Origin of the sequence: Paenibacillus sp. LK1, assembly GCF_002750415.1 — a bacterium.
Taxonomy (GTDB): domain Bacteria; phylum Bacillota; class Bacilli; order Paenibacillales; family Paenibacillaceae; genus Paenibacillus; species Paenibacillus taichungensis.
Genome location: NZ_PEII01000019.1, coordinates 1 through 20,005, shown reverse-complemented (window position 1 = coordinate 20,005; position 20,005 = coordinate 1). Strand labels below are relative to the sequence as shown.

The 20,005-nt window shown below is 47.9% G+C and carries 13 protein-coding genes; 10 read left to right on the top strand and 3 right to left on the bottom strand.

All coding sequences use genetic code 11. The features are described 5' to 3' along the window. Window positions 1-61: 61 nt before the first annotated feature. Window positions 62-532 (top strand): hypothetical protein, encoded by a 471-nt coding sequence (locus tag CS562_RS29625; protein ID WP_076291941.1) that lies wholly within the window; start codon window positions 62-64, stop codon window positions 530-532. 103 nt (window positions 533-635) lie between these two features. On the opposite strand, the gene CS562_RS29620 is transcribed toward CS562_RS29625, so the two are convergent. Both CS562_RS29620 and CS562_RS29615 read right to left on the bottom strand, forming a co-directional pair. Beyond that, window positions 636-3,650: a DEAD/DEAH box helicase gene (locus CS562_RS29620; protein WP_099859146.1), complete on the bottom strand. Its 3,015-nt coding sequence runs from the start codon at window positions 3,648-3,650 to the stop codon at window positions 636-638. 5 nt (window positions 3,651-3,655) lie between these two features. After that, complete coding sequence (locus CS562_RS29615) at window positions 3,656-5,422, bottom strand: SWIM zinc finger family protein (protein WP_180287247.1); 1,767 nt, start codon at window positions 5,420-5,422, stop codon at window positions 3,656-3,658. A 281-nt stretch (window positions 5,423-5,703) separates the two neighbouring features. Between CS562_RS29615 and CS562_RS29610 the strand changes: the two genes are divergently transcribed. Beyond that, window positions 5,704-6,522 (top strand): endonuclease/exonuclease/phosphatase family protein, encoded by an 819-nt coding sequence (locus CS562_RS29610; protein WP_076291938.1) that lies wholly within the window; start codon window positions 5,704-5,706, stop codon window positions 6,520-6,522. Window positions 6,523-6,710: 188 nt separating this feature from the next. Here the strand turns inward: CS562_RS29610 and CS562_RS29605 are convergent, their stop codons facing one another. Further along, a complete protein-coding gene (locus tag CS562_RS29605) occupies window positions 6,711-7,538 on the bottom strand; it encodes a methyl-accepting chemotaxis protein (RefSeq protein WP_083679131.1) in 828 nt (275 codons plus the stop codon). Between the two features lie 232 nt (window positions 7,539-7,770). On the opposite strand from CS562_RS29605, the gene CS562_RS29600 reads away from it, so the two are divergent. From CS562_RS29600 to CS562_RS29565, 8 genes are all read left to right on the top strand, one after another. Next, window positions 7,771-9,351 (top strand): S-layer homology domain-containing protein, encoded by a 1,581-nt coding sequence (locus CS562_RS29600; RefSeq protein WP_099859144.1) that lies wholly within the window; start codon window positions 7,771-7,773, stop codon window positions 9,349-9,351. A 255-nt stretch (window positions 9,352-9,606) separates the two neighbouring features. Then, window positions 9,607-11,904 (top strand): glycoside hydrolase family 88/105 protein, encoded by a 2,298-nt coding sequence (locus tag CS562_RS29595; protein WP_099859143.1) that lies wholly within the window; start codon window positions 9,607-9,609, stop codon window positions 11,902-11,904. A 335-nt stretch (window positions 11,905-12,239) separates the two neighbouring features. Further along, a complete protein-coding gene (locus CS562_RS29590) occupies window positions 12,240-13,574 on the top strand; it encodes an ABC transporter substrate-binding protein (protein WP_099859141.1) in 1,335 nt (444 codons plus the stop codon). Between the two features lie 46 nt (window positions 13,575-13,620). Next, window positions 13,621-14,571: a carbohydrate ABC transporter permease gene (locus CS562_RS29585; RefSeq protein WP_099859139.1), complete on the top strand. Its 951-nt coding sequence runs from the start codon at window positions 13,621-13,623 to the stop codon at window positions 14,569-14,571. Further along, window positions 14,568-15,416, top strand: a complete 849-nt coding sequence (locus tag CS562_RS29580; RefSeq protein ID WP_099859138.1) for a carbohydrate ABC transporter permease — start codon at window positions 14,568-14,570, stop codon at window positions 15,414-15,416. Before CS562_RS29585 ends, CS562_RS29580 begins: the two co-directional genes overlap by 4 nt. A 25-nt stretch (window positions 15,417-15,441) precedes the next feature. Continuing rightward, window positions 15,442-17,340, top strand: coding sequence for a sensor histidine kinase (locus CS562_RS29575; protein WP_099859137.1), 1,899 nt, complete (start codon window positions 15,442-15,444; stop codon window positions 17,338-17,340). Beyond that, the gene (locus tag CS562_RS29570) at window positions 17,337-18,941 is read left to right on the top strand and encodes a response regulator (RefSeq protein WP_099859135.1); all 1,605 of its coding nucleotides are present in this window, start codon (window positions 17,337-17,339) and stop codon (window positions 18,939-18,941) included. Before CS562_RS29575 ends, CS562_RS29570 begins: the two co-directional genes overlap by 4 nt. Window positions 18,942-18,991: 50 nt before the next feature. After that, complete coding sequence (locus CS562_RS29565; RefSeq protein ID WP_099859134.1) at window positions 18,992-19,537, top strand: GNAT family N-acetyltransferase; 546 nt, start codon at window positions 18,992-18,994, stop codon at window positions 19,535-19,537. Window positions 19,538-20,005 lie beyond the last annotated feature (468 nt).

Here is a 20,005-nt window from a genome sequence, read left to right as displayed (position 1 = left end):
ATGATGTCGAAAGATGCCAGTTACTGGCGGGTATCTACATATATAAAAGGAGGTGTACGTTATGAAAAAATCAAGCAAAGTCATTTCTTCCACAGTTATTGCTGCCATCGCAGCTGTATCCGTTGTAACTTCTGCTTCTGCAGCAAGTGTATCTACGATAACTCCGGTGGGGTCTTCTCTCTCAGCTATTGATCTGAGCAGCATGGACATCGAAACAGCTTTGATGATGGTTCAGCAAGAACGCACGAAATTGCTGGATAGCCAATTGCAGGCACAGATTCAACAAGTTCAAAATCGCAATCAAGCGATTGCAGAGCTGAACGAACAATTGCAGGTAGCTAATCAGAATGGGGATACTGCCCAAGCTCAAAAACTGAAAGGCCAAATCGATGCGTTGAGCAACTCACAACAAATGGATATGCTGCGTTTGCAGTCTATGACTAATAAACGCAATGAAGCTTTTGATGTGATGACCAACTTCATCAAGAAAATGCAGGATTCCAGATCGTCCATCATCGGAAACATGCGTTAGGAATGTAAAAAAAGAGCGAAGACGGAATGCATTTCCGACACTTCGCTCTTTTTGTATTCTACTATTTACCAGGTTACATATGTTGCAACAATTTAGTCTGGAGTTAACCCGACCAGTCGCGGCGGCGGGTGAATAGATCCTTCAGCTCATCCGTCGACAGCTCGGTAATCCAGTTTTCAGAGCTGGTGATAATATTGTCGCTGAGCTGCTGTTTGCTTTCCAGCATCTCGTCAATGCGTTCTTCGAGTGTGCCCAGCGAGATAAACTTGTGTACCTGAACATCCTTCGTCTGTCCCATCCGATAGGCGCGGTCTGTAGCCTGATTTTCCACGGCAGGGTTCCACCAGCGGTCAAAGTGGAATACATGATTCGCTGCGGTCAGGTTCAAGCCCACGCCGCCTGCTTTGATGGACAGAATAAAGACCGACGGCTGCTCTGCCGCAGGCAACGTCCGGGACTGGAACTCGTCAATCATGCGATCCCTGGCTGTCTTGGACGTACCCCCATGCAGATACAGCACAGGTTCCTGCAACTCCTGTCTCAATACCTGTTGCAGCATCTGCCCCATGCCGATGTATTGTGTGAAAATCAGGCAACGTTCGCCCTCGTCCCGTAGTTCGCGCACCAGTTCCATCAGTCGTTCCAGTTTCGCGGAGCGGCTGATCAGCATGGCCATGTCCTGCGGACTGTACAGGTCATGCTCTGTTACAGAGCCTTCCGAGGAGATCGTTTCCGGCAAGGCTTCTTTGGTCAGCAGCAGAGGGTGATCACACAACTGCTTGAGCTGGGTTAAGGCAGAGAGAATCGCACCTTTGCGCTTAATGCCTTCCAGCTCTTTCATTTTGTCCATCAGTTCCTGAACGGACTGATCATACAGTGCACTTTGTTCACCCGTAAGGTGAATATACGTTTTCATCTCATTTTTGTCCGGTAGATCGAGTTGAATATTCGGATCTTTTTTCTTGCGGCGCAGCATGAATGGCTTCACTAACTGCTGCAAATCCTGCATGCGTTGCTCGTCCTTATCCTTCTCGATCGCACTGATAAAGCGAGTCTGGAATGCTCGTGCGCTGCCCAGATAGCCGGGATTAATAAAATCATAGATGGACCACAGTTCGGACAGCCGATTTTCAATCGGCGTACCAGTCAGTGCAATACGATGTTTTGCCGGGAAGCTGCGTACCGCCATGGACTGCTTCGTTTGGGCATTTTTAATATTTTGCGCCTCATCCAGACAGATCGATGCCCATGTATATGACTGCAACATCTCCTGATCCAGAGTAGCTGTTGCATATGAGGTAATGATGATATCTACCTGTTCAGTCTGTTCCCGGAACTCTTCTCCGGTCAGTCTTCGTGCTCCGTAGTGCAAACTGACGTTAATTGAAGGCGCGAAGCGACTGATCTCCTTCTGCCAGTTCCCTAATACGGAAGTGGGGCAGACGAGAAGGGCAGGGGCTTGCCCAGGCAAGCGCTGCTCATGCTCTTTGAGATGAAGTAAATACGTAATGAATTGTATCGTTTTTCCCAGTCCCATGTCATCCGCAAGACAAGCACCGAGACCGAATCTCCGCAGGAATCCAAGCCATGCGAAACCTTCCTTTTGATAAGAACGCAGCTCAGCATGCAACCCTGCAGGAATAGGCAGGGAAGGAGCGCCGCCTTGCCCACCGCCAAGCTGTGCAATGACCCGGTTCAGGTGTTCGTTCAGTTCCACCTCAAGTCGAATGTTCTCGTTGGACTGTGGCTGTTCTTCGTCCTCTTCCTGTCCTTCCTTGCGTTTCTGGTTGCGATATTCTCGCTGCTCATTATGCAGCAGATGCAGGTGCAGAATATCTTGAAACGATAGCCCCTGTTCCTGATCCACACCGCCCATGGCCCGGCGGATCTGCTCAAGCAAGGCCGGATCAAGGGGAACCCATTCTCCACGGAAGCGGACCAGCCGTTCATTACGGGCCACGAGATCAGCGAATTCTTCCTCGCTGAGATCTGTATCCCCAATCGCAATACGCCAGTCAAAATGAATGATCGAATCCAGTCCAAAGAAAGACTGTCCCCGCTCACTGCCTTCCTCCGGTTTCACCTTGGCACGTAGCTTGGGTTTCTTCTTGCGTGCAGCTTCCCACCAACCCGGAAGCAGCACTTGCCAGCCAGCTTCAAGCAGTCGCCCGCTGTCTTGCGTCAGAAACAGCCAAGCATCCTGATCTCCCAATGGATCACTGAGCACATCCCGACTGCCGCTGATAGCGCGGCGAATTCGGGGCAGATGTGCACGCAGTTGCTCAAGCCATCCTGCCGAACGATCAAGGATGAACGGTGTCCATACGTCTGGCCATTCACCTTCCAGCCGGCCACGTGAATCAAGTCGCACCGGAACCAGAACAGCTGCATCCAGTTTGTTCTGCAATACCAGCCGCAGCCGCCATGCCGGTTCATCTTCTTCTGGCTCTAGCAATTGCAGGAGTGGACGGAATGGGGCTGCATCTGCTTTCCAGCCGATGGACACGAGCCAGGATTGGGCATCCATGCCGGCCGTTTGTGGAGCTGTTCCGCTTTGTGGAAACAACTGCGGGAACTCGCGCCGCAGATCGGTGGCCGCTTCTTCTGTGCTGTACCATCGCTGGAATACGGAAGCCGAATAGGCAGCACTCAGTCCTTCGGCGTAGCTCTCATCCGTTTGTTCCACAGCTTTGCCAAGAGCGGTTCGATCCTGCTTTTTCAAGCTGTCCGGGTCCCAGGTCCATTGCAGTTGTCCGGTACGAAATGCGGTGAAGCTAGGGATGTATTTACGATTCTCAATCGATGCTGCAAGTACCGGGGCCAGCCGGATCAAATGCTCAGCCTGCTCGTCCCATTTCCATTCAATGTGCAGAAGGGTGTGCATTTCGCTGAAGAAAGGAATAACTTCTTCCGCAGGCAGGACGACCAGTTCAATCTCTTCGATCTGTCTTGTTTCTAATTCTGTTCCGTAGAAGGAAGGGGCATGCCAAGCAAATAATCGCTGCTTAAGCGATTGTCCCGTTACAAAGTGATGGGTGTTCAGCGCTCCATAGAACAAGGCATCCCCGTATCCTGTCAATGCAACATGGACCTCAATTGTTTCGGTGTAAGGGTGCATTAGGCTCATGAGATCAACTTACCTTTCCGAAGCTCTTCCTGCAGGGCGCGCAGTCGGCTGTTGCGAACAGCCAAAGTGGTGATAAACTGCTCCCAGTGTTCTTCCTGCTTCAATTTTTTATAAATTTTGGACAGACGCTTCAACAGTTTCACTGCTGCTTTGTATCCGTCCCTGTTTTTGTGTCCGATATAACGATCCACTGCTTGATGGTAGAAAGGCAAAAGCAGTTCGGGTGCATCCTTTTCAATCGGCTGTAGCACCGCTACCCGGAATTCAAGCGGCTCCGTCTCTGTGCTCAGTTGAAAATCAATCCACCGTCGCCACTGTCCACGGGAATGCATTGCTTCTTCATAAGCTGGCCGGGAATGAGGCAGCATGCTGACCAGTGTATCCCACATGCGGTGCTCTACATCAGGCAGATGATGAATGGCTGTGTCCCATAACTGCATGTAATCATTCAGAGGGGAGTTCCGTCGGTTCGCCAGCAGTGGTCCGAGCTGCACTAACCACTCGCCCAGCCGTTTCCAGTCGGAAGAATCTGCAAGCACATGAAGAAAATGCAGCAGATGCTCCGGCGGGATGCCGTATGCCGAGCTTCCGCTAATTAATCGCTGCCAAGCCTGTTCATCTTGTCTCAAATGGAAATATATCCAGCTCTGCGCCAATACCAGCGGCAAGGGCAGAGTGACAGACTTAATCGGCGCTCCGCTCCCGTTTTCCGTCAGATTCGCTACACTCAGCACGCTCTCACCAGGTTTGGTGGGTTTGGAAGCAGCAGTCAGGCTATTCTCCATTTCCTGTAGAAACGCCAGCTCTGACTCCAGCGTTTCCTGGTTTTCCTGAAGATTTGGCACGATCCAGTTTAACCAAAGCTGCCGATAAATAGGGGTAAAGAACAGCATGCTCGATGTCTCGGATATCATCTGCGTACGCAGGTAAGCCGAGGTTTCCTCAAGCCTTGTCCACTGCTGTTCAAGCTTCGTGCCCTTCAGACCAGAGAGGTCCAACGGACGGCTAAAGATCTGTTCCAACCCTTTTTGGAGCGCATCCACGGCAAGTTGAGCAGGATAGCTCAGATACACCGGTGTATGTGTGATTGAATTGCGGCCAGGCACACAGAAGCGAATCAGGTATAGCTGAACATGCAGCTCAAATAACTGGTCCATGCCAGCAGAAAGCTTAGGTTTAATGGAATAGAGTTCGTCCGCTGCGGCCTGCACATATGATGTACTTGGCGTACCTATCCCGAGTCGTTGCAGGCATGCCCGATACAGCTCATGCCATTCCGTGATTTCAAGTTCTGCAAGTTCCGTTGCACGTTCCTTGATCTGGCTATACTGATTATCAGGGATGATGAGATCCTCTTCGTGTGCTGCGTAATCCGAACGTCCTGAAGTCGCTATAACAGCAGGTTTTGGAGCCTGTTTCAGTGCCGTACTGGAGTGGGCGTTCACAATGCCGTGTACGGGTCGGCCCAGTTGCTCCGCATAACTCATTAGAACGGCTATCATATGTTTGCAATGAGAACCAACCGGACAGGTACAGTGACTGGTATTCAACGATTGTAAGCTCAGGGTTACCTCATAATCATCGGAGCCCTGCACTTCAGCCAAAATTCCGTTTTGTTCGGTGTAGGTTAATGGTCCGACGCGTTTCTGTTTATAATATTGGAATCCGCGCATAATCGTCAGGTTGTTAAAATGTTCAGCGACCTGCCTGATCAGCTGTTGCCACTGCGCGTCATCCATGTTCATGTCATTAGGTATGTTCATCATTCCATCTCCTGGGAAATCATAGGTTCAGTAATCACCACGTCTTGACGTAATGGTGTACATTTCATGTATCCATCATATCAGTTATCATGTGCTCCGTGCATCGGTTCTGAGAACTTGGATGAGACTTTTTGATAGGTGAAACCCAAGAGTATCGATCTCTATTTTTTACCATAAACCATGCATAATAGGCTCGTCTTGTGTATGCTTATCGTATGTATTCCTTTCAGGAACAATGCAGGCCGGGATTCGGCTTAATTTCAAACAACAGGAGAGAGCATATGAAAATACTTACGTTAAATACGCACGCTTGGGCAGAAGAAGACCAACTAAACAAGATCAGTCACCTGGCTGATTTTATTAATACACACCAGTTCGATGTGATCTCCATGCAGGAGGTTAATCAATCGATGCAAGAAGCAGCGCTATCTGCGGAGGAACTGAAACATTACTTTGCCACGGAATCGGATGCTGTGATCAAAAAAGATAACTACGCCTACGTTCTGCTTACGCAACTGACCGAGACCTATTACTGGACATGGATTCCGGCCCATGTTGGTTTCCGCAAATACGATGAAGGGCTGGCCATCCTAAGCCGGACGCCGATCATTCAGGCTTTTGGTGAATATGTATCCCACATGCGGGATTACGACAACTACCGGACACGCAAAATTGTAGGTGTTCAGACTGAAGTACAAGGGGAAGCAACCTGGTTTGTGAATGGACACTATAACTGGTGGGATGATGAACAAGAACCTTTCAAGGGGCAGTGGGAACTGACCGAGAGCAAGCTCACTCCATATATGGACCAGCCGCTGTATATTATGGGTGATTTCAATAATGTCGCAGAAGTACGTGGAGAAGGCTACGATTATATGATGAGTAAGGGCTGGAATGACCTGTACACGACGGCTGTGAAAAAGGATGACGGTGCAACCGTGGTCAAAGCCATTGCCGGATGGGCGGATAACAAACGCGATCTGCGTATTGATTATATTTTCTCGAATCGTCCGGTACAAGCGAAGTCTTCAACGGTAGTTCTCAACGGAAAGAACGGCCCTGTGGTCTCTGACCATTACGGCGTAGCTGTGGAGATTTAATAACAGTAAGTCAGTCTAGTACACGATTCTTTATCAAAATAAAATGAAAGCCTCCGCTTACTTCCTTATAAGGAAGTAAGCGGAGGCTTTTTATTTTCAACCTTTGCCATATTAATGTTAGATAGGCCCGTTTTAAACTATGTACATGTCATTCCTGTTTAACCTATTCCTCAGACCACAAGTTAGCTTTATTCCAGAGCCAGCATCTTTTGCACAAACGTTTTCAGATTCGCACTAGTTTCACTAAGCTGTTCAATACTTTCCATAAACTCGTTTACCAGCCCAGCCTGATCCACCGTTGCTGTGGTGATCTGACCGATCTCCTGTTCCATATGTTTAATGGAGTCTTGAACGCTGCCAAGGGAAGATTCGATATCGGCTGCTGCTTGTTTGGTGTGATCGGACAGCTTGCGAACCTCGCTGGCAACGACACCGAAGCCGCTTCCCAGATCCCCGACACGAGCCGCTTCAATCATGGCATTTAAGCCAAGCAGGTTGGTTTGTTCGGATACTTCACGGATGACGTTCGTCACTTTAGTCACATTGATGGAGTTCTCCGAGGCTTTTTTGGAATTGCGCAAGATCTCTTCCGAAGTCGCGGATAGTTCTTCCGAATGTGCCGCAATCTGCTGAATCCCACCAACTAGTGCATGAATGGTCGCTTCATTTTCGCTAATCAGCGTTTCCAGTGTGATGTGGTTATCCAGTGCGTAGTTCACACCGAGTATGCCCACAACCTGATCGTTTTCCTTAATTGGAATCAGGATGGCATCGAAGGGTCTGCCTTGCAGATCACCGGGCATGCGGGCCACGGTACGTGTGTCCTTGTTAATCAGCATTTTAAAATCCTTATAATCCTCATGTAACTCGTCCCCGACGTTTACACCGATCTCCAGACTTTTGGCTTCGGCAAAATACAATACTTTCTCATGATCATTAATAGATATGGATACATCATCACGAAACATCTGTCTTACAAAAGGCATAGCATTAACTAGAGATTCAAGAATACTCAAGGTACATCGTTCCTTTCTCATACAAAAAGTGGAATTTTCAGCCTACTACCTATATCGGAAACATTTTTCGATTTTTAAACCAATGCTCAACACGTTGTCGAAATAAGGCGATTTGTTCAGAATCGGTTCAGAACCTCTCTATATAATGGAAATATCGTACATGTCCATATTATTTAAGTTGGATTTTTCGTTGGAATGACACGAATATACTTCATATTGGAGGAGCATTCTTTTGAAAAAAAATCATTTCATCAGCTCGATTCTCGCAGCATCCTTGTTGACAACACCTTTCTGGACGACACAGGCTAACGCCGCAGTATCATTTACCGATATCGATAAATCCTACGCCAAGGATGCCATAGTAGAGTTGCAAAACGAAGGGATTATAACTGGATTCAGTCATGGCCAATTTAATCCGTCCGGTATGATCACCAGACAGGATTTTGCCATCCTGATTGCCAGGACGTTGAAGCTGGATGTAACCAATAACGTCCCATCCAATCCGACATTTACAGATATTCCTGTGACCAGCTATGCCTATGCTTCTGTTGAAGCGGTATATCAAGCAGGTATATTTAAAGGTATGGGAAGCGGGAAATTCGGGAGTGGTAAGACATTATCCAGACAGGATATGGTCGTAACCCTGATGAGAGCGAAGGGAACAGACATAACGGGCAAAGCTGCTTCGTTAACGTTCAAGGACAGCGCAAGCATCTCGGAGTATGCGAAAGATGCAGTTGGTGCGGCGCTGGAAGCCGGATTCATCATCGGTGATCAAAACAACATGTTCAAACCGGCTTTGCAAGCGGATCGTCAAGCTGCGGCACTGACGGCTTCTCGATTGCTGCAGAAGATAAAAGAAACTACAGGTCCGCAACTCGAACCAGTGCCGACCCCAACACCAACACCAAAACCAGAGGTAACACCAACGCCCGTGCCTACGCCGGCTCCACCTACCAGTTCGAATAATGGCGGGACCTCATCAGGTGGAAGTAGCGATAGCGGGAACATGAATCCATCTGTACCTGTGGATATAACAGCACCGACGGTGGATGTAAGCAAATTTAGCATTATCGATAATTACAGCGGAACCTGGGATCAAGTTCAGGGGGATCCTGGAGCAGTAAGTGAAGAAGGAGCCGTTGTAACTTTCTATAGTTGGACTGATGCAAATACGAATGGAGTCGTGGATGAAGGAGAGCTGGACGAAGGAATTCCCCTTGCCAAAAGCAAATCAGATGGCTCACTTGCGCTTACCAAGTTGGATAATTTGAGTCCAGGAGACTACAAATATGTGATTACCGCCAAGGATTCAGCAGGTAATGAGTCCCCTAAAGATGCGGCGCATGTATTTACTTTTACGCTGGTGAACGGAGAGATGCCAGAAGACGTGCCGACTATAGGTTCCAGTAAGTTTGGATTCGACTCAAGCAACTCCAAAACAAAGTATCTTCAAATTCAATATGGGAATAATCCATTTTCTCTAAACTACGATGTAGGAGAAGAATTTGTGGATGGCACCATCGAGTATTGGACCGATGCGTTCCAGTTTAGCATAGATGATTTTTACCAAATTGATGGTGAGAATTATACGATAGATAGCAGTCAGATCAGTACTGATGGTCATACGCTTAAGCTGAAAGTAAATGTAGAACCCGGCACACCTGTTATTTTGCAATTGGGAAATAAGATGAATGAGACAAGAGGCCAATATGATTTGATCATTCGCGTAGATGCTGACGGCGAAGGATTAGCCAAATCTGTATATGAAGAAACTGAGAAGCTATTCGTTAAATATGACATTTTCGGATAAGTGTAATCTACATGATACGGACTACAACGATGTAGTCCGTTGTTTTGTCTTATCGTCAGACTGACAATACAATTATTTGTTTGTAAGCGTAATCAAAAATCTGTAGCCACCGGAAAGCAGGTCAGTTATACTTGGATTATTATTTGGCTATTCCAAAGATAAACGAGGATCATCACCGTTCGGTAAAAGAGATTTTCTCACAAGGGTTAAGCGCTATACCTATGTATTCCATCTGGAGAGGAATGTGGGCATTCAATGACAACGTATTTCAGTGAACCGCAGAGCATGTATTATCGATTCGGAGAAGATCAGGATCAGGTGCTGAAGGTGCTGGCAGAGAGATATATAGGTGCCAACGCGCAGGCCGATTTTGTATATCGCGTATTTCAGAAGTCTGGTATTTTGCAAAATGAGAAGGGTCTGTATGATCTGAATTTGAGTAAACGTTTCCCTGATGCACAGAAAGGTCAGATTTCCTATGCCGCAGCGTTGGTATGGGGGGATGAAGATCGAAATCTGGATGTGCTAATCCGCTGTTATGGACCGGTTCGTTTCTACTTTAATGAGCAATTGGTATATCGCTCCACGGTCATGGATGAGATTAACCTGGACGCGACTGTGAAGCTGGGAATCGACATTAAGCCGGGATGGAATACGTTGTTGCTGGAGATGAAGTATACACCTGCGGGCTTTGGATGCCAGTTTGGCTCGGACGAGGGGAAAGTGCGCATTCTGAATGTGCTTGCTCCTTTCCAGGAGAGACAGGGACAGGCCGGATGGGTGTATTCCAAACCGATAAGTTCGGAGGAGAATCATCCGGAATGGAATCTGCTCGGGTCAGAAGAGGATCACAAACTGGAGTGGCTGCCTGACGTGCAATGGTCAGAGGAAAAACAGATGCAACCGTCCCTGGAAAGAATATACGGACATCTTCCTGGTCAGCAAGTCTATGCGTGGACACGGTTGGTCAATAGGGATTCAAGCGATTGCCCCATCCGTTTGTCTGGTCAATCTTCCGGGCCACTGAATATATGGCTGAACGGCGTATCGGCGGTGCAATTGAAGGAAACGGGTCCATTCGAGGTGAACATAGCCGCAGCTTTTGGACGGAATGACCTGTTGATTCGCAGTGAATGTAGCGATACGGCTGAGTCATGGAATTTTGTAATAAATGCAACGGTGAATGGAGAGCAATTGGAACTGGAGCTTCCCCAGCGTGTGCACGGAGCTTCTGGAGAATCATGGTTATTTCTAGGTCCTTTTGAATCGGAGGACGTCGAACCAGATTTGCAGGATCTAATGCGCACTGATCGGGTGTTTAAAAGAAATGTATTGAACGATAACCCAGAGGAAACGGGAAGCCAACAGGTACGTAAGGAACGCATATATTGGCGACTGGACAGACCAGATGCGTGGATACGTCCCTATTATGAAAATGCAATGCTCAGTAACAAATGGACAGTAGGCAGTGTGACCAACTATGGTCGCTGGGATTATCCATTAGGTGTCACCGTATATGGTCTGTTGCAGACCGGACGTTATTTGCAGCGGCCCGACATTTCCCGTTATGCGTCAGAACATGTGCAGTCGTGTACCCGTATGGATGAGTACTCATTATGGGATCGGGAGCAGTATGGTTTCCCAGCGGTTAACCAGCAACTGGTTATGATGAAAATGCTGGATAACTGTGGCTCTTTTGGCTCCGCAATGCTGGAGTCCTACTCCGAATGTCAGGAGCCGACGTTTTTACCGATTGCCGAACGGATTGCAGATTTTATGCTGACTCGGTTGGAACGACAGGAGGACGGTGCATTTTACCGCGAGTGTATCGGTGAATTTGCCGAGAATACGATGTGGGCAGACGACCTTTATATGAGCACTCCGTTTCTTGTGCGGTATGCCCGACTGACGGAAAATAATTCAGCACTGGATGAAGCCGCCAGACAATTTTTATTGTATCGGAAGTATCTGTTCATGCCTGAATTCAAGATCATGTCCCACGTATACGATTTCAAATATGGACAGGCGACACAGATTCCGTGGGGACGGGGGAATGGATGGACGCTCTTTTCACTGTCTGAGGTATTGGAAGCTTTGCCAGCAGAGCACTCGGAGCGCCCGGCTTTAATTGCCTTCTTTAATGAATTATGTGAAGGATATGCAGCTCTGCAAGGAGAGGGTGGATTGTGGCATCAGGTATTGAATGATTCGGAAACTTACCAGGAAGCCTCATGTACAGCGATGTTTGCTTATGGTTTTGCACGGGGAGTACGCTTCGGTTGGTTATATCAACCTGCACGTTACATTGAGGCGGCTGAGCGGGCATGGAACGGATTAACCCGTAAAGCGATTGACCGTCAGGGTAATGTACATGGTGTGTGCAGTGGCTCGAGATATGCCTTTACCGCAGAATATTACAATAAGGATCTGCTCACGGTAACGAATGACAATCACGGTATTGGCATTATGATGCTGGCAGGAACTGAAGTGGCGAAGATGAAGAAACATCTGGCCCAGCCTAAGGTGTCATCAACTGCTGTGACGCAATCCTGAAAGTGTCAGTAAAACTACAGGATACTTTCATCGAAATCTTACATGATATGTACTCTAACGTTTCATTGCAAACGGCTGGATGACCACTGGTGAGATGGAGCGAGGTAGAGTACGCCGCACGAAGAATGCTGTATATATGAATAACCACCGGGAGTATCATTCCTAGTGGTTATTTAATCACTAAGAATATTGAAGACAATTGAATGGACATTTGTACCAACCCCTTACTTTTTTGACAGGAAAGCTTACTTTTGTTTATGTCATGAGCAGCCATAGGCCGTTACAATAGTTTTTGTAAGCGATTCCATAAAAGTAAAAGGGGAGGAAATTCATTCGTGTTGAATACCAAAAAGTGGGTAACCCTGTTCTGCCTATCCCTGTTAATGTTCGCTACAGCCTGTTCCGGAGGATCATCAGTACCTTCTGCCTCATCCAATGAAGGTGAAGAAGGGGACACTTCCGGCAAAATTGAACTTCGTATGACCTGGTGGGGATCACAGACTCGCCATGATCTCACGACCAAAGTGATTAAGCTGTTTGAAGAGAAGCACCCTGGCATTACCATCAAGCCGGAATATTCCGGTTGGGACGGATACTTTGACAAGCTGACCACACAGGTAGCCGGTTCAAATGCACCGGATATCATACAGATGGATTACGCTTTTCTAACCGACTTTGCCCGGCGTGGTGCATTGCTTGACCTGACCCCATACGCAGAGAGCAAAGAGCTGCGCACAGAGGACCATGACAAGAGCATGCTCAAAGCCGGATCGATTGACGATAAATTATACGCGATTACATTGGGTGTAAATGCGCCTGGTGTCATCTATGATGCGACCGTATTCCAGGAGCTCGGGATCGAGGAGCCACAGGAAAGCTGGACTTGGAAGGATTTTAGCGACGTAGCGGCCAAGATTGCAGAGGAGAAGGGTGACGGTTTCTACGGTTCTGCGGATGTATCGGGAACGACCAACATGTTTGAGGTATTTATCCGGCAAACAGGCAAGGGACTATTTGATGGCGGGACGTTGACAGCGACCAGCGAGGAGCTTCAGCAATGGTTTGACATGTGGGGGGCGCTTCGTGAGAACGGGGGTGCTACCTCTGCAGAAGTGACGGCATCCACTACGAATGCACTGGAGACACGCCCGATCTCGCTTGGTACAGCCGCCATGGACTTTGCCTGGTCTAACCAATTGCTGACGTTCCAGCAGGTGAACAAAAACCAGGATCATAAGCTTGGGATACAAGTACTTCCGCACGGAGTGGGTGAAAAGCAAATCGGTGAATACCTGAAAGCAGGTCAGTTCCTGTCCGGTTATGCCAAAACAAAACATCCGAAGGAAGTGGCGATGTTTATCGACTTCATGGTCAATGATCCCGAAGCAACCGCCATACTCGGCTCGGAGCGCGGAGTACCCGTCAATGCCAGCATCCGTGAGAAGATGCAGCCTACGCTGCCAGAAGCGGAGCAAGCCATCTTCCAATTTATCGATGTGGTATCGAAAAACTCCAGTGAAATTGATCCGCCATACCCGCAAGGATTTTCCGAAGTGGATACCAGCTTCAAGAGTGCAAGCGAGCAGATCGCCTTTGGTCAAGACAACACACCGGATGTGATTGCCCAGTTCATTGAAGGGGCCAAGGCGACACTTGCATCAAGTCAATAACACTTGAACGGTTCCAGACTTCTTATTCCGCGGGGAGGTTGCGAAGATGAGTACAACACAGGTCAGTCAAGCACGAGCCGAGCGTGTAACAGCCCGGCGGGTGAAACGGAGATATGCCCATAATGGAGCAGCGCTTCTGTTTCTGGCCCCATGGCTGGTTGGTTTATTGTTTCTGACACTTGGGCCGATGCTCGTTTCCTTATACATTTCGTTCACCGACTACAGTATCCTGGCCGCCCCTTCCTGGGTCGGTCTGGATAACTACACCACGATGTTTACATCGGATAAACTGTTTATCCAATCGCTCAAAGTCACATTTACGTATGTCGCTGTCTCCGTACCGATCAAGCTAGTTTTTGCCCTGGTGGTGGCGATGTTGTTGAACAAGGGCATTCGTGGGCTTGGCATTTACCGTACGGTGTATTACATCCCAACCCTGCTCGGGGGCAGTGTCGCGATTGCAATGCTGTGGCGCAAAATGCTGGGCGGTGACGGTCTGCTCAATGGGGTGCTTGCCATGGTCGGCATTAAGGCACCCGATTGGGTCGCCAACCCGAAATATGCCCTGTATTCGATCGTACTGCTGTCCGTATGGCAGTTCGGATCGTCGATGATTATTTTCCTGGCAGGATTAAAGCAGATTCCACCTGAGTATGACGAAGCTTCCGCCGTAGATGGAGCAGGCCCACTCCGGAGATTCTTTTATATCACACTGCCGATTCTGTCACCGGTTATCTTTTTCAATCTCGTAATGCAGCTGATTACCTCCTTCCAGTCATTTACTCAGGCTTTTGTCATCAGTAACGGCAGCGGGGGGCCAGTCAATTCAACATTAATGTACTCTCTATACCTGTACAAAAAAGGGTTCTCGTTCTTCCAGATGGGTTATGCATCCGCAATGGCCTGGGTGCTGGTAATCCTGATCGGTGTCTTTACATTGCTGGTATTCCGCAGCAGCAAGCTGTGGGTGCACTATGAGGATGGTGGGAAATCATGATTGGACAACGAAATGCTGCTTCGTGGGTAGTCGCCAAGCATGTACTGATTTCGGTCATTGCCTTTGTCATGCTGTACCCGGTGCTCTGGATGCTGGGCAGTTCTTTCAAACCGGGACATATGATTTTCACCGAAACCTGGTTTTGGCCGCAAGAATGGAACTGGCAAAACTACATCAATGGCTGGACGGGCATTCAGGGCAATCCCTTCTCCCGTTTTCTGACCAACTCCGTCGTCCTGTCGCTGGGCGCTGTGCTTGGCAATGTCATTTCTTGCTCGATGGCGGCGTATGCCTTTGCCAGATTGAATTTTCGGTTCAAAGCGATTTGCTTTGGCTTAATGCTGATGACGATCATGCTGCCACACCATGTGACGCTGATCCCTCAATATATTCTGTTTAACCATTTGGAATGGGTGAATACGTATCTGCCGCTGGTAGTGCCAAAATGGCTGGCGACCGATGCCTTCTTTATTTTCCTGATGGTCCAGTTCTTCCGGGGATTGCCCAAAGAGTTGGATGAAGCGGCGACGATTGATGGATGTGGTCCTGTACGAATTTATACCAAAATTATCATTCCGCTGGCCTTTCCTGCGCTGGTGACGACGATGATCTTTACCTTTTTGTGGACATGGGATGACTTCTTCAGCCAGTTGATTTATCTGAGTGATGTCAGCAAATATACGGTCCCGCTGGGCTTACGTCTATTCCTCGATTCCAGTTCCCAATCCGATTGGGGGCCGATGTTTGCGATGTCAGTGCTGTCACTGGTACCTTGTTTTATCGTATTTATCGTGTGTCAAAAGTATTTCGTGGAAGGAATCGCGACCTCTGGGCTCAAAGGGTAATTCCAAGACGAAACGAGTTGATTCCATGCGGAAACGAAGATTATCGTTATTCCTAAATCATAAGCTGCAACAAAGCAAGCTCTCCACGTTGATGGTGACTTGCTTTATTGCGTTTAACCTGCTGCTCGTCTCGGTTATTGTTTGGCTGGCATACCAGTCGTTCTCTGCCGTCACGTTTACCGAGATCAGCAAAGCACGACTTGCTCTTCTGAATGAGAGTACACGCCGAGGGTTTGATTTTATTACAGGTGTTACAGGAACGGCTTACTCCTTGGCGAGCAACCGTGAGCTGTCGAATCTGCTTGAAACGAAGGGAACGGGAAGGCTGACACAGATCCACCAACGGCGTGAGGTGTCCAAAATACTGGATCATACGGTGGTAGTCAGTGAAGGTATTACCTCGATCGAGCTGTATACGGATGCCTTCAACGGTGTCACAGTCACGATGGCCGATCGCATCTATTCAGTGGATACGATTGCCGGTGCTTCATGGTTTGCTGCACTGGAGCATGCGGATGCGGCCTGGGTACCTCTGCGGGAAAACGAATCAGGCCAATCGCTAATCGGATACGCCCAACGAATCTTTGACAGCCGGGGTGGTACGGTAGCCTACGTGCTCATCCGCCTGAGTCGCGCCGATATTGTACGTAGATTTGCGGATATGCCGATGGTGCTGGATGGACAGGTGTTGTTGGTGGATACCGCAGGCAACGTCGTCATGCAGATGGGCGATGACAATTTAGAGGTGAATCCTGGTGAGGGTTCGAGCTCAATTCATGGAGCCTCGGAAATTTTTCCTTCTATTAATGTATCTACTAATGCAGCTGCTGCTGTGGAAAGCGAACCAGTCGTCGATCGTGTATGGATTCAGGAGCATGTTGAACATGGGGAGGACGGATTTGAAGTGGTTTCCGGCAAGCCTGGCGGAGCGCAGCTGGTTCTGTATTCAAGACCTGCCATGCTTCAGTGGCGATTGGTTCAGACGATCCCTGTTCACACACTATTATCTCCTGTGAGGCAGGCCGGATGGCAGATCCTTGGAATAGCTGTGCTGGGGTTACTATTTTCAGCGGTACTTGCGTATCTGTTCGTTTGGCGGATTGTTCGTCCTTTACGTCAGCTGATCAAGCGGATGAGGCAACTGGAGAAGGGGGATTTCAATACCCGGGTTCAGCTTTCGTTTACCGAGGAATATGCCCATTTGGCGTATGGATTCAACCATATGGCATCACAATTGACGGAGTTGATGGAGCAGGTCAAGGAAGAGAGCCGAGCGAAGCGTGAAGCACAGACCGGTTTACTGGAGGCGCAAATCAAACCGCATTTTTTGTACAACACACTCGACATGATCCACTGGCGTGCTCTCGATTATGAGGCCAAGGACATCAGCCGCATGATTGTACAACTCAGCAAACTGCTGCGTATTGGATTGAGCGGTGGCAGATTATTCATCCGGGTACGGGATGAGTTGGAGCATGCTCGTTGTTACGTCAGCATTCAGTCAGAGCGGCTGCCATTCTCCATTGATTATCAGGAACAGATTGATCCGAGAGTGCGAGGCTGTTACATTCCCAAAATCATTTTGCAGCCCTTTATCGAAAATGCGGTCATGCATGGGCAGCTGAAGGAAGGACAACTTCGCATACAGGTGGATATGCGGGAATCTGAGAGCAACGTTCCACCATCCAAAATCATCATTTGCTTAAAGGATAACGGACAGGGCTTGCCTCTGGGCTGGAAGCTGGAGGAGACGACTGGTATTGGTATACGAAATGTACATCAACGTATCCAACTGTATTGTGGCACTGGGTACGGCGTTGATATATGCGCAGGTGAATTAGGCGGAGTAGAAGTGACCATTACGCTACCACGTATTGAGACGGAAGAACAATTAAACTTATGGCTGGGCGGTGAAAATGAATGAAAACCATTATGCTCGTAGACGATGACCCGCATATTGTAAAAGCATTGACCGACCATATTGATTGGCCATCCATTGGCCTCCGCATTGCAGGAACAGCTTCCAATGGCGTGGACGCACTGGAGCTGTTCCAACAGCTGCGTCCCGATCTTGTGATGACGGACGTCTATTTGCCAGGAATGACAGGACTTGAGGTCACGCAGGCATTGCGGCGGGACTATCCCCATCTGCCGATCATCATTCTTAGCGGATATGACGAATTCGAGAATGCCAGAGCGGCCATGCGCTGGGGCGTGAATCATTTTTTGCTAAAGCCTGCGGAAGTGGAGGAGATTGAGTCTGTTCTGCGTGAGGTGTTACTGGAAGAGGATGTGCGTGAGCGGCGTGAGCAGCTGGAGCAGACGTACAAACAGGAAATTGGGCGGGTGGTTCCCTATCTTCGCAAATTGTTTCTCCACGAGCTGTTAACCACGCGCTATCGGGAAGAGGAATTGCCTGCGGAACGTATGGATTATGTGGGCATTCGCATACCCTCTCAAGTGCGTGCCATCAGTCTGCAGTTGTATCGGCCTGCATTTCTGACAAGGATGAAAGAACGGGACTGGCAACTGTTAAGGTATGGGGCAGCAGATATTATTCAGGAGACCGTCAAAGAGCAGGCTACGCAAATAAACGACTGCCAGGTGGAGATCGTGGATTATTCGGATCAGGTGATTGTGCTGCTTCTATTTGACGAGAAGGACCCGCTAGAACAATTTGAGTCGATAGTTGAAAGGATGATTGATCAGATTTTTACGTATCTCAAGATCGAAATGAGCGCAGGTATTGGAACGTCCAAAGTTCAATTATGCGAAGTGATGGACTCCTATCTGGAGAGCAGGGAGGCGCTGGAGAAAGCAGAGTTTCAGGGCGGGAGTCGTGTATATCGATATGATTCATCCGATGCTTTAACGCCGAGCGCAACGGATTACTCGCTATTGCTGCGACAATGGAGTGAGTCATGGGCAGATATGAGAACTGATCTGGCAGAGGAGGTATGGGTTCACCTTCGCAATCTGCTGGACGAAGGGGGTGGTATCAGTATTCAGGATGTGCAGGTTGTGGCCGTGAGCCTGTTCGACACGTTAATTCATAGTTGGAACCGACATTATCCCATGCTGGCACCACCGCTCGCGATGAGCCATTTTTTGCGGGAAATTCAATCGAAATATGGGCTGCAGGATCTGATATGCTGGATGGATGGTATTATTCGAAACTGGATGGAACACATACGTAAAGAAATGGGCGAGAAAAAAAGCAATAAATTAGTGGAGCAGGTGAAACAGTACGTTGAAATGCATTATGCTGATGAGATTAGTTTTGAAGCCATTGCCAAGGGACTGTTTGTACACCCCAAATATTTGAGTCAGCTGTTCAAGAGGGTGACTGGAGAGAACTTTGTGAGTTATGTAAACGGGTACCGGATTCAACGTGCGTTGGAGCTACTACAGTCAGGACATTACATGGTCTACGAAGTTAGCGAGATGACAGGGTTCCGCAACGCCACGTATTTCAGTCAGGTGTTCAAGATGCTTACGGGCAAGAGTCCGTCTGAGGTGGGGTAGAGCCATGAATAGGATATGCAAAATAAAATAAAATGGAGGGATTATGGCGTATGATCATCGATCAACAGGAGTTTAATGTAAAAGGATTGATCTATTCGATTAGGTCTGCAATGGAAAAGGATGCTGAAGCATTGTCATCACTTCGTGTACAGATGGATGGAGAAACCGAGTATATGGATCGTGAGCAAGGTGAAGGCTTTATTGATCCAGCGGGGTTTGAACAAATAATCCGGTTGGACTCGGAGAAAGAGAGAAACTTGTTTCTCGTTACTATTGTAAAAGAACAAATCGTTGGGTATTCCAGATGTGAGGGAGTCGATCTAAAGCGATTTTCTCATAAGGTTGAATTAGGCGTTTGCATAACGAAAGAGTTCTGGGGTTACGGGATCGGCAAGAGATTACTCGAACTATCGATAGATTGGGCAGATACGAATGGAATTGAGAAGATGACCTTAAACGTGGTGGGGACGAACGATAAAGCGATGGAGCTTTACAGAAGAATGGGCTTCGAGATAGAGGGAACTTTGAAAAAGGATCGGCGACATGCGGACGGTCGGTATTACGATACAGTTATGATGGGAAGGTTCAGGGGCTGAGGGGAGAAGGGAGTGGTGAGAAGTTGGCTAGCAATATACGCTGATCCCTTTATTGTTTCAATATGTAAATATGAAAGAGTAGATACTAGAGTAACTCCTATCTATTATGGAGAGAGTTAATATCTAGTAGATGTAGGTTTCTTAAAATCTGAATTCATATATTACTATAGAGACTAATGGATATGTGCGGTACAAAACTAAGTATCCCATTAGCTGCTAGTTAGTGTTTCTTCAAGACGAAAAGAATGTTTACTATGAACAGCAACTATTACCCTTTATCTATACGTTAATGAAGTTTAACATTATCATATCTATATGCGTGTAGCAGATAGGGTCTGATTTCAAGACAATGATTCATTATAAATAGAAGGGGGATAAAATGGTTCTATTGTTCTCATCAAACGGAGATAGATAAATATTAAATAAGGGTTGCAATTTATTTTTGTACATGGTATATTCTAATTCCGG

Excerpts from the sequence above, each read along its gene's own strand:
- CS562_RS29625 (WP_076291941.1), top strand. The coding sequence starts at position 62 with ATGAAAAAATCAAGCAAAGTCATTTCTTCCACAGTTATTGCTGCCATC.
- CS562_RS29620 (WP_099859146.1), bottom strand. The coding sequence starts at position 3,650 with ATGCACCCTTACACCGAAACAATTGAGGTCCATGTTGCATTGACAGGA.
- CS562_RS29615 (WP_180287247.1), bottom strand. The coding sequence starts at position 5,422 with ATGAACATACCTAATGACATGAACATGGATGACGCGCAGTGGCAACAG.
- CS562_RS29610 (WP_076291938.1), top strand. The coding sequence starts at position 5,704 with ATGAAAATACTTACGTTAAATACGCACGCTTGGGCAGAAGAAGACCAA.
- CS562_RS29595 (WP_099859143.1), top strand. The coding sequence starts at position 9,607 with ATGACAACGTATTTCAGTGAACCGCAGAGCATGTATTATCGATTCGGA.
- CS562_RS29585 (WP_099859139.1), top strand. The coding sequence starts at position 13,621 with ATGAGTACAACACAGGTCAGTCAAGCACGAGCCGAGCGTGTAACAGCC.
- CS562_RS29580 (WP_099859138.1), top strand. The coding sequence starts at position 14,568 with ATGATTGGACAACGAAATGCTGCTTCGTGGGTAGTCGCCAAGCATGTA.
- CS562_RS29575 (WP_099859137.1), top strand. The coding sequence starts at position 15,442 with ATGCGGAAACGAAGATTATCGTTATTCCTAAATCATAAGCTGCAACAA.
- CS562_RS29570 (WP_099859135.1), top strand. The coding sequence starts at position 17,337 with ATGAAAACCATTATGCTCGTAGACGATGACCCGCATATTGTAAAAGCA.
- CS562_RS29565 (WP_099859134.1), top strand. The coding sequence starts at position 18,992 with ATGATCATCGATCAACAGGAGTTTAATGTAAAAGGATTGATCTATTCG.